General features: G+C 37.2%; 11 protein-coding genes. 3 read left to right on the forward strand and 8 right to left on the reverse strand.

From position 1 onward, the window contains the following. Positions 1–17 precede the first annotated feature (17 nt). Positions 18–581, reverse strand: coding sequence for a hypothetical protein (locus B5X51_RS07885; protein ID WP_079720604.1), 564 nt, complete (start codon positions 579–581; stop codon positions 18–20). 155 nt (positions 582–736) lie between these two features. On the opposite strand from B5X51_RS07885, the gene B5X51_RS07890 reads away from it, so the two are divergent. Further along, entirely contained in the window at positions 737–1,696 is a 960-nt protein-coding gene (locus tag B5X51_RS07890; protein WP_079720605.1) for an NAD-dependent epimerase/dehydratase family protein, read from the forward strand. A gap of 48 nt (positions 1,697–1,744) precedes the next feature. On the opposite strand, the gene B5X51_RS07895 is transcribed toward B5X51_RS07890, so the two are convergent. The 3 genes from B5X51_RS07895 to B5X51_RS07905 form a co-directional block, all read right to left on the reverse strand. Continuing rightward, entirely contained in the window at positions 1,745–2,884 is a 1,140-nt protein-coding gene (locus B5X51_RS07895; RefSeq protein ID WP_079720606.1) for a PepSY-associated TM helix domain-containing protein, read from the reverse strand. 91 nt (positions 2,885–2,975) lie between these two features. Next, positions 2,976–4,343 carry a hypothetical protein gene (locus B5X51_RS07900; RefSeq protein ID WP_079720607.1) on the reverse strand — a complete coding sequence of 456 codons (1,368 nt, stop codon included), beginning with the start codon at positions 4,341–4,343 and terminating at the stop codon, positions 2,976–2,978. A gap of 21 nt (positions 4,344–4,364) precedes the next feature. Continuing rightward, a complete protein-coding gene (locus B5X51_RS07905; RefSeq protein WP_245828716.1) occupies positions 4,365–6,803 on the reverse strand; it encodes a TonB-dependent receptor in 2,439 nt (812 codons plus the stop codon). A gap of 114 nt (positions 6,804–6,917) precedes the next feature. On the opposite strand from B5X51_RS07905, the gene B5X51_RS07910 reads away from it, so the two are divergent. Then, positions 6,918–7,892, forward strand: a complete 975-nt coding sequence (locus B5X51_RS07910) for a helix-turn-helix transcriptional regulator (RefSeq protein ID WP_079720608.1) — start codon at positions 6,918–6,920, stop codon at positions 7,890–7,892. Between the two features lie 63 nt (positions 7,893–7,955). Here the strand turns inward: B5X51_RS07910 and B5X51_RS07915 are convergent, their stop codons facing one another. The 4 genes from B5X51_RS07915 to aspS all read right to left on the reverse strand — a co-directional run bounded on the left by B5X51_RS07915 (position 7,956) and on the right by aspS (position 12,187). After that, entirely contained in the window at positions 7,956–8,150 is a 195-nt protein-coding gene (locus tag B5X51_RS07915; protein ID WP_037318850.1) for a cold-shock protein, read from the reverse strand. Between the two features lie 105 nt (positions 8,151–8,255). After that, positions 8,256–8,495 carry a hypothetical protein gene (locus tag B5X51_RS07920; protein WP_079720609.1) on the reverse strand — a complete coding sequence of 80 codons (240 nt, stop codon included), beginning with the start codon at positions 8,493–8,495 and terminating at the stop codon, positions 8,256–8,258. Positions 8,496–8,499: 4 nt separating this feature from the next. After that, positions 8,500–10,212, reverse strand: coding sequence for a chloride channel protein (locus B5X51_RS07925; protein WP_079720610.1), 1,713 nt, complete (start codon positions 10,210–10,212; stop codon positions 8,500–8,502). Positions 10,213–10,426: 214 nt separating this feature from the next. Continuing rightward, positions 10,427–12,187 (reverse strand): aspartate--tRNA ligase, encoded by a 1,761-nt coding sequence (gene aspS, locus B5X51_RS07930; RefSeq protein WP_079720611.1) that lies wholly within the window; start codon positions 12,185–12,187, stop codon positions 10,427–10,429. A gap of 229 nt (positions 12,188–12,416) precedes the next feature. Here aspS and B5X51_RS07935 point away from each other — a divergent pair, with 229 nt between their 5' ends. Further along, positions 12,417–12,776, forward strand: a complete 360-nt coding sequence (locus B5X51_RS07935; protein WP_079720612.1) for a toxin-antitoxin system YwqK family antitoxin — start codon at positions 12,417–12,419, stop codon at positions 12,774–12,776. The last annotated feature ends 51 nt before the right edge of the window (positions 12,777–12,827 follow it).

The raw sequence follows: 12,827 nt of genomic DNA on the forward strand, positions 1-12,827 counted from the left end.
TATTGGAGAGTAAAAACTTACTGTACAGAAATAGAATCGGTAGCTGTAGAAATAGTATCTCTTTCAGCTTTAAACTCATCCAGTTCCTCTTCAAAATCTTCCAGCGTTTTCAGGAAGAGTTCATTGAGCTGAATCTTAAAATTATTGAATTCAACAGGAATTTGCCCGGCAACCTCGGTAATTGCATCGGCATCTAGTTGCCGGCGGTGAGACAGTTGCTCTAGAACTTTTGCTTTGGTGGCCAAAACATTGGCGCGGGCTCTCACTGCATTAGAATTCAGGGAATCTGGAATGCTGGAAACAAGCGATTCCATTACCTGGGAAATAGGCTTAGAACTTTCTATAGTTTGCCGTAGGTTGTAATTTTTCAATTGGTCAACTTCATTTTGTGCAGCAATATAAGATAACCATTGGATGGCTTGTTCCCTGGCTTCAGGAAGTAAAACTACTTCCTGATTTGTACTCTTTATAGGCTGTTGTAAGGCTATTGAATCTAGTTGAGTACTGGAAATGTCTTTGTTTGATGACTTTTCACCACAAGACCAGAGGAAAATAAATGATATAAAAATCAGTTTTTTCATATAAACACAAAGTTAATCTAAAATACTTCAGTTTTCATAAAATTCCTGCCGTGAAAGCTAAAGGGATAAAAGATTTCTAATAAAGGGAAAGGTTTCGAGAGTTTCGTTACGAATACCTCTGCGTAAATAAATATATTTGCGGAAAATTTAATAATATGGCCGGAAAAATTTTAATCATTGGTGCTTGCGGACAAATTGGAACCGAGCTAACGCTGAAATTGCGCGAACTCCACGGAAATGATCAGGTAGTTGCAAGTGATATAAGAGAAGGAAACGAGGAGCTTATGAGCTCTGGTCCTTTCGAAATAGCCGATGCTACTGATGCTCCAAGAATTGAATCTTTAATAGATCAATATAATGTTAGCGAAGTATACCTAATGGCTGCGATGTTAAGTGCTACGGCAGAAAAAGCCCCAATGAAAGCCTGGAACCTGAATATGGATTCACTTTTTCATATTCTAAATTTTGCTAAGGATAAAAAGATTGAAAAAGTATTTTGGCCTTCAAGTATTGCAGTTTTTGGTCCAACTACTCCAAAAAATGATACACCGCAAATAACCATTATGGAACCTTCTACCGTTTACGGAATTAGTAAACAAACCGGGGAAAGATGGTGTGAATATTTTCACGATAAATATGGAGTAGATGTAAGGAGTATGCGTTACCCGGGAATTATAAGTTACAAAACCCTTCCAGGTGGTGGTACTACAGATTATGCGATTGAGATTTTTCACGAAGCCCTAAAAAATAAAGCCTATACTTCATTTCTAGCTGAAGATACCGGTTTACCTATGATGTATATGGATGATGCCATAAAAGCTACGGTAGACATTATGGAAGCACCTTCAGAAAAAATAAAAGTGCGGTCTTCGTATAATTTGTCTGCATTGAGTTTTACGCCAAAGGTTCTTGCCGAGGCTCTTCAGAAAGAAATTCCTGACTTCAAGATCTCCTACGAACCAGATTTTAGACAAAAAATAGCTGATTCCTGGCCTTCCAGCATAGATGATTCGCAGGCTAGAAAAGATTGGCAATGGAAACATGATTTTGATATGCAAAGCCTGGTTAAGGAAATGCTGGCCGGAGTTTCTGAACAACTGAAAACCGCGAAATAACTCGATAATCGAGACTTGATATAGACTCGTTAGCTTGCTGGCGGGTGGTTATTTTTTCTTTTTCTTCATTTTATTGAGCCAGATTATGGTTCCGGTAATTGGTAAACTGGTTGCGATTAAGCAGGCCAGGAAATAAAGGATCTTTGAAAAAGTCCCGAAAATTTCACCGGTATGAATTGGTTTTATTAATGAAGCTACCTGAACATTTACCGGTTTTTCTGAAAAGAGTTCTTTCTTCAATACTTTCCCATCGCGGTCTATCACCAACATATCGTAAGTATTGGGCGACCAATTGCCAGCTTCATATTTACGAATTGAAAAAATACCATTTTCGTCCTGCGGAAATGAAATTGAAGTCTCCCCGGGATAATCCAGGTTTTGATTGGAGATATTAATGATTTCTGCAAGCTTCAGGATTTTAGAACCTGAATTAGCTTCTGAAGCAATTTTAGGTCCGTCGCGACCACCAAAGACCTGGGTTCCCAGAACCTGACTGCCCAGGTCTTTATACCAATCAAAAGACCAGAATAATCCGGTTAGGGTCATTACAATTAATAATAAACAGGAATAAAAACCAAGGGTGTTGTGTAGATCGTGATTAATCCTTTTCCAGTTAGCCGACCATTTAATTTTAAAGCCCGGTTTTAAGGTTTTCCATTTTATTTTTTTCTTCGGAAACCAGAGTACGACTCCGCTTATAGATAAGAAGAGAAAGATGATCGTGGAAATTCCTACAATAGGTCTGCCAATAGCCGAATCAAATAACAGCCAACGGTGCATTCTAAACATGGTAAAGAAAAATTCATCTGCAGGATTTTCACCTAGTTGTTGATAATCACCGGTATATTGATTTACATAAAAAGTAGTGCCACGTCTATCGTCTGGCGAGATTCTTACCTTAAATTCATAAGCTTTATTGGGATTTTTAGGTAACGTAAGCCCGGTAACCGTTCCTTCTTTTACAAGATTTTGTTGTAAGTTTTCAATCGCTATCAATTCGCCTTGCTCGGGGCTTACTTTTATTTCTTCAGTAAAAAGAGATTTTATTTCGGTTTGAAAAGTTAGAATAGTTCCGCTAAGGTAAACCAGGAATAAGATAATTCCGCTGCCCAGACCTAACCATAAATGTAAGTCGTTCAGTAATTTTATAAACGTATATTTTTTCTTTTTTTGCTTCTTCTTTTTCATTTTTTCTGGTATAAAACTTAAAACAAGGCTAACCGGAAAAAAAGAATTTCCGGTCAGCCCTTTTTGGCAAATTCAAATATTTTTTAGGTGCTTAAAAAACTCCTATAAAGTGGCTTCCTTCTACATTTACCAGCTCGGCTCCTTTAGTTACCTCTCCGGTTTGTGTATCTATCACATAAATATTTCCGTTTTCTCCTACAGGCGCTTCTGTTACATAAACTTCATCCCCTTCAACTACAAATCCCTGGTATTGGAATAAGTAGAAATCTTCAGAATATGGGATTTCGTTTATTTTTCGTGCAGTTTTTGCTTCTAAATCTATAAGAGCAAAATATCCTTGTGCTCCAGCTACACCTTCAGCAGAACCTGCGTGACGATAAGCTACAACCGCTTTTCCGCTTACGGTAGGTCTCCAGGCAAGAATATAAGCGTCTTCCACACCTAAGGCTTCATCTAAATTAAACACGTATGAATCATCGTATTGGTTATCGGCATCTATTTTTAAGATGTGAGAACCGTTGGGATCTCCCTGGTTTGCCTGGTATACACTTCCGTTCACTTCAAAAGCATTAATACTTCGGTAACCGTTGGTATTTCCCTTTCCAACTTCAGATGTAATGATAGTTGGGTTTTCTAAAGAAGGGTAATCCAAAACAATAGTTTTAGAATTTAAAATTTCAGCATTTCTATCTGTTTCTCCGGTTTCCGGGTCTACTTTACTTATACGGGCGCCAATGTATAGTTTGTCGCCGGCAGTATTTAAGGTTGGCATATCAATTCTACCAATATAATACCCTTGTGCTTCCAGTTCTTCGCTTAGCGGAAGTCTCGATTCTTGAAATTCTTTTATTGCCGAATTCTGTAAATCTAAGGTGACAATCCCCATAGTAGCTTCGGTGCGAATATAAGTATCGTCTGAAGTATCATTTGGGGTTTCGTTATTATCAAACTGGTTCTCGGTATTCACATAAACAGCAGCTCCTGTTTGGTCTCCGTCAAATAATTTAATCCATCTTGGGGCAGAACCTACATAAGGAGCAATACTAATTTCACTTCCGGTTTGTTCAAAATCCTGCCCACCGTTTACATTATATTTTGTGTAGTTTCCTCCGGTGTCGCCTGCATAGCTGATATTAAATATGGTGTTGCCGTCTTCAGAAGATTGCAACCTTGCAGTTCTGTTAGAAGGTACTATAAATCCGTTATCAAAAGGTTCTATAGATACGTTTGGGTCTTTAGCGTCTTCACTGCTTATAGAGTAGATTAATGTACCTCCATTACCATCTCCAGGGTTTTCTCCCATTCTGGCTGCGGCAACGGTAATCCATCTACCGTCTTCATTTTTACCTGGTTCCTGGCCTGGATCTATAGGAGAGTCATCGCTACTACAAGAAGCCAATAAGCCTGTTGCCATTGCTATTGTTGCTAAAGTTTTAATGCTGAAAAAATCACGTTTCATACTATTATCTTTTATAATTGGTTAAAATTTATTGATTGAATAATTTAATTTTAAATAGAAGGCCCTTCCCGGTTTTTGCACCGATAAATTGTCGTAAACAGGCTTGTTAAAAATGTTTTTCACATCAAAGCTCATTACAAAATCTTGATTTGGGAAGGTGTAACTAAGGCCAATATCTTGCGCTAATTGCTGAGGTACTTTAAAGAAATCGTCTCCTGCAGTATTGGATCCCTGCGGAACCAGATATGAAAATTCATCAGTAAAGTATATCGTGTAAAATAGATTTAGCCGGGAGTTTTTCTGAATTAAATTTTTAATTGAATAGCGTAAGTTTCCATTCATGGTAAAAAATGGAGTGTTGGGCACGTCTATTTCTACGCCTCGGTTTTCAATTTTTAAATCGAATCGGGATATATTAAAATTAAGTCCGAAATTATTATTATAGGTATAACCCAACTGTGCGTCTATACCTTTTGAAGTACCGCTACCCTGATTTACATACACAATTAATTCTTCATCTACATTTAAGGAAGTCTCTATAGGTAATCCAATTCTATCTTTAATATTTCTTGTAAAAAAGTTTGTTGAAGCATTAAATTGATGCTTCTTAAAGTTAAAGGTGCCTAGTTTTACCCCTAAATTATAATTGTTACTTTGCTCGGGATTTATGCTTGCGTTGGCCACAACATTATCCCCATCGTTACCAAATATTTCGGTTTCGTTTGGCAGTCGCACTGCTTTTTCGGCCGAAGCCAATAGGGTAATAGTGGGGCTAAGCTCGTAAGAAGCCGCAAAACCATAGCCTTCATATTTTTTGTTACTGCTTACAACATCATCAACAATTTCCCTGCTTCCATCTGGGTTTCTTTGAATTTCAGGATCTACACTTATGCTTTTCTGTTGATAATATTTCCCGAATAAATTGGTTTTTAACCTGTCATTAAAAGCATTTAATTCATAGGTTAGCGAAAGTATGTTTTTGTGTAAATCTCTTGTTCCTAAAAAGGTATTTTCTAGTACAGATTGTAGTTCATCGCTATCTTCTCTATCAATTCCGCTATAAACGTGGTTCGCCAAAATTGTGTGGTTATCGCTAATAGCGTAGGCAACACCAGTTCTAACGGAGGCCACGTTACGGTTAATTTTTGCAAGCGTTGGTCCGCCTTCTTGCTGTGAGCCCCAGGTATATTTGTATTCGTTGCCTCTAAAATCTATCGCTCTTTCGCCGTTCCAGCTATAAGCCCAGGGTACCGTATCATTCACCTGGCGATTTCGTTTTCCGTAGTAGCCGGTAACATTTAGATCTAAACCTGGCGTAAATAAATTTTCTTTTTGATAAGTTAAGTTAGCCAGCGAAGCGTCAGATTCAAGAAATCTTTCTTCGTATGGCATTATAGTCATGAATGAGCCGTGCTGTACTTCTTTGTAATCATCAGAACCTGTAAAACCTACAAAAAACCGGTCGGTCCATTTTACATCGGTATATCCTACCTGCACCGTACCTCCGGTAGACCTGTAGGCATCGTTGAAACGTCTTGCAGTAATTGGGATTTGTTGTCCGCCTAAACCGGTTACTACCACGCTTCGGCCCGAAACTTCATAATCATTATCAGAATAGTTATGAAAAGCAGAGGCTTTTACGGTAAAACCGGAATTATCAAACCTGCATAATCCATTAACATTGGTTTGAAAAGTATTGAATGAGCCATAAGAAACAGACGCGTTAATATTTTTACCAGACCGTTTATTAAGTACAATATTGATGGCCCCGCCCAGTGCATCGTCGGCCAAATGACCTGGAACAACGCCTTTGTAAACTTCAATTCGCTCGATCATTGATGGCGGAATACTATTTAAGTTGTAAGACGAACCAAAGATGGAAATCGGAATTCCATCTATAAAAATCTGTACGGCACTGCCAGATAAGCCATTCAAACTGTATTCTGCACGAGAGCCCAAACCCCCATTTTGCCGAATTTTTACTCCAACCGTAGTGTTTAGTAATTCGTTTGTCTGAATATTTCTAATACTTGCCTCCCCGGTTTCTACAACATTAAGGGCAAAACCCTTTTTTTCCATTTTGGTTTTGAAAGAATCTGCTCTTAGGTGTACCTCACCTAATTGGTTTCCAGAGGTATTTATAATAATATTATGGCGTAGATTTTCTGGATTTACCGCTATTTGATGATGTGCTATGAAGTCACCTTTACGAATTTCCAGTAAAAAAACTCCGCGCTGTAAATTCTTTATTTGATATTTTCCTTCAGAATCTGATTGAGTGCTATTACTCTGATTGAGATTTGAGGCTGTAATACTTGCGCCTTTTACTGCTTCACCATTTTGATCTTCAATTTTTCCAGAAATATCAAAGTTTATAGCTTCCTTTTGCTGAGGATATATAGTAGAAATACTGGCTGAAAGCAACAGTAAAATAAAGCCTATCGTAAATTTTGGAACCACAATTATATTTTATTATTCTTATTTAAACTAATTTTAAATAACTTGCGGCAAATTTATATATTGAGCTAATAAGGCAGTTTCTGTTTTGGGAATAATAATTACGGAAAACGTATTATGTATATTGAGTCTAAATTAAAAGAAGTTGATAAAACACTGTTTTCTCTAGATCTTTCAGGCGAAAGTGAATCGAATATAGTCCAGGAGGAGGTGACCAGGCATTCACTTTCCTGGTTTAAAGCAAAAATTAAAATTCAATATGCTAGGGGAATATTTATTGTAGACACACACTTTGAGAATGATAAAGATTTGACAGATATCTTTAGAATTCAGGGAGACTATATTCAAATATCCTATTTAGGAAAAGGAGATTCATATTTAATTTCTTCCAAAAAGAATAAACTAATAGGAATGGGGCGAATTAATTGTTGTTATGACTGTGATACTATCACTACTATTAAAATGCCTGCAAATAAACCTACCCATTACCAGGCGATCTTTCTTTCCAAAACTTATTACTTACAGTTACTGAAGGAGGAAGCCTGGATAACCGATACTACTTTTTATAAGCATATTATTAATGGAGATCCGTTAAAATGGGGAGCCTGTAAGTTACCTATAGATTATAGTCTATATCATATTTTAGACGAAGTAACACGAGGAGATTGGAAGAAGGATTTTAAGAAATACTATTTAGATTTAAGGCTTAAAGAACTATTTCTTTCTTTACATCTATGCCAGGAGGATGCGGCGAAAGCAATGGGTGCGGGTTTAAGTGAGGCACAGTTGGAGAAGATAAAGACCGCCCATGCTTATTTATTGGAAAATTTTTGTAATCCGCCTACTATTAAAGAGCTGTCCAGGATAGTGCTTTTAAACGAACTTCAATTAAAGAGAGACTTTAAAAGAATTTTTGGAAAAACAATAAGAAGTTTCATTATTGAGCTGCGTATGCAGAAAGCAAAAAGTTTAGTGGGGAAACATACTGTAAGTGAAATGGCCGGAATTTTAGGCTATAGAAGCGTTCCGCATTTTATACATACTTTTAAAAAGTACTACGGATATACTCCAGCTCAAGGAATGAATCAGTAATTATAAGGCATAAAAAAAGCCGCTATAAAAGCGGCTTTCAAGTTCTTGAAATAGGATAATATATTATTCTATAACGCGTACTTCAGCAGCGTTAACTCCTTTTCTTCCTTCTACTTCAACGTACTCAACTTTATCACCTTCGTTCAAGCTTTCGCCATCTAAACCAGTAATGTGTACGAAGATGTCTCTTCCTGTTTCGTCGTTGGTAATGAATCCGTATCCTTTAGACTCATTGAAAAATTTAACTGTACCTTCCATTGTAATAATAAAATAAATAATTAATAAAGGACAAAGTTAGTACAATATTATTGAAGACAATGCAATAATATCAATTTTCTTTTGAAAGTATTCTAAAACAAGCACTTAATCGATGCCTTTATCTTTCATCCTATCCATGTTTTCTTTAGTGAGAGTGTAGTCTTGGAGACGTTTTCCTTTCCATCTCACGTAGAGGAAAATAGGCATTAAAATAAATGCGCTTGCCAAAACAGCAAGGCCAATTATCTGGTCTCCTAGCAAAACATTCTCAAAAGTGCGGTAATAAAACCCCACTCCAATGGCAATTAGTATTAATATTCCTAAGATCTTTAAAACAGTATTCATAGCATTAAACAGTTACTTCTATTAATTTTTGACGGTAAGCGGTGAGTAGTTTAGATTTTGAAATAAACCCAACGTACTTTCCATCTTCAACAACCGGTAAATTCCAGGCATTTGTTTCCTGAAATTTTCGCATCGTATCTTTGGGTCGGTCCTTTCTAAGATCAATAACTGTGGGAGCCCTTTGCATGACATCGCTTACCTTAACCTCGTCATACATTTTTTGGTCAAACATTATTGGCCTTATATCATCTAAAAGTATAATTCCTAAAAAGTTACGATCTTCATCTATAACGGGAAAAAGATTTCGGGAAGATTTTATAACCCCTTTATGAATAACGTCGCCAAGATTCATATCAATATTAAGGGTGATAAAGTTTTTTTCTATAATCTGTTGAATATTCATTAGGGTTAAAACCGCCTGGTCTTTATTGTGTGTTAATAAATCTCCACGCTTTGCGAGCTCCATAGTATATACAGAATGCGGTTGAAATTGGTTGGTGATCATAAACGATATCGCAGCAGTAATCATCAACGGAACAAAAAGTTCGTAGCCGCCGGTAAGTTCTGCGATAAGGAAAATTGCGGTGAGGGGTGCATGCAAAACCCCGGCCATTAAACCGGCCATGCCTACCATGGTAAAGCTACTTACTGAAATTGGATTTCTTAGAATCCCCAGGTTATTTACAATTAATGCAAAACAATGTCCCATGGCGCTTCCCATAAATAATACCGGGGCAAAAATACCGCCAACACCACCTGCGCCAAAAGTTAGCGAGGTAGCAAAAATTTTAAAGATTACAAGCCCTGCGAGCAGGATAATTACAATCCATATATTATCAAGATACTCGTTAAAAAAATTTGTACCCAGGGCGTTAATGTAATCCTCTGCAAGGAGGTTGTTTATCACATTATAGCCCTCACCATAGAGGGGAGGAATTAAATAAATGAGAACCCCAAGGCCGAGACCTCCCAGTAATAATCTATAAAAAAGGGAATCTATCTTTTTAAAAGCATCACCTATTTTAAAATAAATATGGGTGAAGTACATAGAACAACCGGCGGCAAGAACGCCCAGGATTATGTAAAAAGGCACTTCGGAAATTGTAAAATTATCCTGAAGATCAAAAGGAAGGATAATCTCAGAGCCAAAGAAAAAATAAGAGGTGAGTATCGCTGAAACCGAAGCTATAAGCAAGGGGACCATGGAGATTAGAGTAAGATCCAGGCTAAATACTTCAATAGCAAAAATAATGGCTGCAATAGGCGCTTTAAAGATGGAAGACATAGCTCCTGCAGCCGCACATCCTATTAATAAGGTGCGGGAGCTTTGATTCATCTTAAAAAAACGGGAAATATTTGAGCCCAGGGAAGCACCGGTAGCCACCGTGGGGCCTTCCAATCCAACAGAACCTCCAAATCCAACCGTTAGAGGTGCGGTAATAATTGAGGCGTACATTTGGAAGGAGCGCATAATTCCTTTTCGGCGTGAAATAGCATATAGTGTAGAAGGAATGCCATGACCAATCTTTTTCCTAAGAACCACTTTTATAATAAATAGGGTAAGACTTAAGCCAATTAATGGAAAAATAAAATAAAATGCGTGATGATAGTTTACAATAAGATTGCCTTCCAGCAATCGCTGCATAAAGTGAGTAAGGTTTTTAATCACTACCGCACCCAAGCCAGCAGTAAAGCCAATAATGGCGCTTAATATCATCAAAAATTGTTGATGACTTAAATGCCTATTGCTCCATTTGGAAAAGCGTATTAGCAGTTTTGTAGCTTTAGTCCCCACTCAAAAAATATTTAAATGAAGATAAAAAAATCCCGATGTGAAACCGGGATTTTTTTATCAATAATAATTTTATTCAATATTTAAATGCTCCGGAAGCAGATTTAGAACTGAAAAATCATTTTCCATAAATGTCATTTTAGCTTTCTACCTGAGTGTTTACTTGCAGGTGAAGTTCTTTTAGTTGGGCTTCATCAAGTTTTGCCGGTGCATCTATCATCACATCTCTACCATTATTGTTTTTTGGGAAGGCAATAAAATCCCTAATGCTTTCCTGGCCACCAAGAATGGCCACCAAACGGTCAAAGCCAAAAGCAAGTCCGCCGTGTGGTGGTGCTCCATATTGGAAGGCATCCATTAAAAATCCGAATTGTGCTTTAGCTTCTTCTGGGGTGAAACCAAGATAATCGAACATTTTGGCCTGAGTTTCTTTATCGTGAATTCTTATAGACCCCCCGCCAATTTCGTTACCGTTTAAAACCAGATCGTAGGCATTGGCACGAACTTCTCCCGGTTTAGAGTCCAGTAATGCAAAATCTTCTTTTTTAGGAGAGGTAAATGGGTGGTGCATCGCGTGAAAACGTTGGGTTTCTTCATCCCACTCTAAAAGTGGAAAGTCTATAACCCAAAGTGGTGCAAATTCATTAGACTTTCTAAGTCCAAGTTCGTTACCTAAATGCATTCTTAACGCACTTAGTTGTGTTCTTGTTTTGGCTGCATCTCCAGCCATAACTAAAATAAGGTCTCCGGGTTTTGCTCCTGTTTCTTTAGCCCAGTCTTGTAAATCTTCTTCTGAATAAAATTTATCTACTGAAGATTTTAAAGTTCCATCTGCATTATATTTTGCCCAAACGAGTCCGTTGGCGCCAACCTGTGGTCTTTTAACCCAGGATATTAATTTGTCTATTTCTTTTCTGGTAAACGAAGCCGCACCGGGAACCGCAATTCCAACAACTAATTCCTGCTGATCAAAAACATTAAAACCTTTATTTTTAGCCAGGTCGTTTAATTCGGCAAATTCCATCCCAAATCTAATATCGGGTTTGTCGTTTCCGTATTTTTTCATCGCTTCGGCATAGGTCATTCTTGGGAATTCTGCTACCTCCACACCATTTATTTCTTTTAATAAATGCCGGGTTAAACCTTCAAAAATGTTTAGAATATCCTCTTGTTCAACAAAAGCCATTTCGCAGTCAATTTGCGTGAATTCCGGCTGCCTGTCTGCTCTAAGATCTTCATCTCTAAAACATTTTACGATCTGGAAATATTTATCCATTCCGCCAACCATTAGCAATTGCTTAAAGGTTTGTGGTGATTGGGGGAGGGCGTAAAACTGCCCTTCGTTCATTCGGCTTGGGACTACAAAATCACGAGCACCTTCAGGAGTAGATTTTATTAAATATGGAGTTTCCACTTCAATAAAATCCTGGTTAGAAAGGTAATTTCTAACTTCCATTCCTACTTTATGGCGAAATTTCAGCTTGTTTTTTACCGGATTTCGTCTAATATCAAGGTAACGATATTTCATTCTAAGATCTTCGCCACCATCGGTTTCATCTTCAATAGTAAAAGGAGGCGTAAGGGAAGTGTTGAGGATATTAACTTCATCAACTAAAACTTCAATTTCACCGGTTGGAATATTTGTGTTTTTAGATTCACGCTCAATCACTTTTCCGCTAACCTGAATAACAAATTCCCGACCTAGTTTTTGAGCTTTCTCCATAAGTTCTGTTGAAGAACGTTCTTCATCAAAAATAAGCTGGGTAATGCCGTAGCGATCGCGTAAATCTACCCAAACCATAAAGCCTTTATCCCTTATTTTTTGAACCCAGCCAGAAAGTTTTACTTCCTTACCAATTGAAGTTGCATTCAATTCCCCGCAGGTATGACTTCTATACATAATATTCCTAAAATTTTAAGTAGCGCAAAAGTAAGAAGTTCAATTGGGTTTCCCGATATAATAGTCTTAGAAAATAACCTTCAATATTCCTGTTTTTATTAAATAGATGATATGTAAGTTACTGGTATACAGTTGCATTTGTTTTCAATGTTAATTTAATGTTATGCGATTGTTGTTTTAAGGTAAAGTTTTAGCTATATTCGTAAAGACAGGATTAAATAAAAAAGTTATGAAGAGGATAAAAAACATATTGATGGCTGCCGTTTTTACTATTAGTGCAGCTGCTATGGCACAGGAAAGCCCGGAACCAAAATTTGAAAAAGAAGGAGACCTTATAAAAGGAACTTTTTATTATGAAGATGGAACAGTTAGGCAGCAGGGAACTTATAAAAATGGAGTATTACACGGCGATTGGATAGCTTATGATGCTGAAGGAAAAAAGCAAAGCATGGCTAATTACACTGAAGGGGAAAAAACCGGAAAATGGTTCTTCTGGAGTTTAGATAAACTTACTGAAGTAGATTATGATAGTAACCAAATTGCTGAGGTAAATACCTGGAAAATAGATAGTGCTTTAGCCGAAAAATAATAGCTATATTTCTAACATAAAACTATAAGGCTGTCTGAAAAAGGTGGCTTT

The sequence above is a fragment of the Salegentibacter holothuriorum genome, assembly GCF_900168045.1.
GTDB classification, from domain to species: Bacteria; Bacteroidota; Bacteroidia; order Flavobacteriales; family Flavobacteriaceae; genus Salegentibacter; species Salegentibacter holothuriorum.

Coding starts and splice junctions, on each gene's coding strand:
- B5X51_RS07890 (WP_079720605.1), top strand. CDS start 737: ATGGCCGGAAAAATTTTAATCATTGGTGCTTGCGGACAAATTGGAACC.
- B5X51_RS07885 (WP_079720604.1), bottom strand. CDS start 581: ATGAAAAAACTGATTTTTATATCATTTATTTTCCTCTGGTCTTGTGGT.
- B5X51_RS07915 (WP_037318850.1), bottom strand. CDS start 8,150: ATGGAAGGTACAGTTAAATTTTTCAATGAGTCTAAAGGATACGGATTC.
- B5X51_RS07895 (WP_079720606.1), bottom strand. CDS start 2,884: ATGAAAAAGAAGAAGCAAAAAAAGAAAAAATATACGTTTATAAAATTA.
- B5X51_RS07925 (WP_079720610.1), bottom strand. CDS start 10,212: ATGATATTAAGCGCCATTATTGGCTTTACTGCTGGCTTGGGTGCGGTA.
- B5X51_RS07920 (WP_079720609.1), bottom strand. CDS start 8,495: ATGAATACTGTTTTAAAGATCTTAGGAATATTAATACTAATTGCCATT.
- aspS (WP_079720611.1), bottom strand. CDS start 12,187: ATGTATAGAAGTCATACCTGCGGGGAATTGAATGCAACTTCAATTGGT.
- B5X51_RS07935 (WP_079720612.1), top strand. CDS start 12,417: ATGAAGAGGATAAAAAACATATTGATGGCTGCCGTTTTTACTATTAGT.
- B5X51_RS07900 (WP_079720607.1), bottom strand. CDS start 4,343: ATGAAACGTGATTTTTTCAGCATTAAAACTTTAGCAACAATAGCAATG.
- B5X51_RS07910 (WP_079720608.1), top strand. CDS start 6,918: ATGTATATTGAGTCTAAATTAAAAGAAGTTGATAAAACACTGTTTTCT.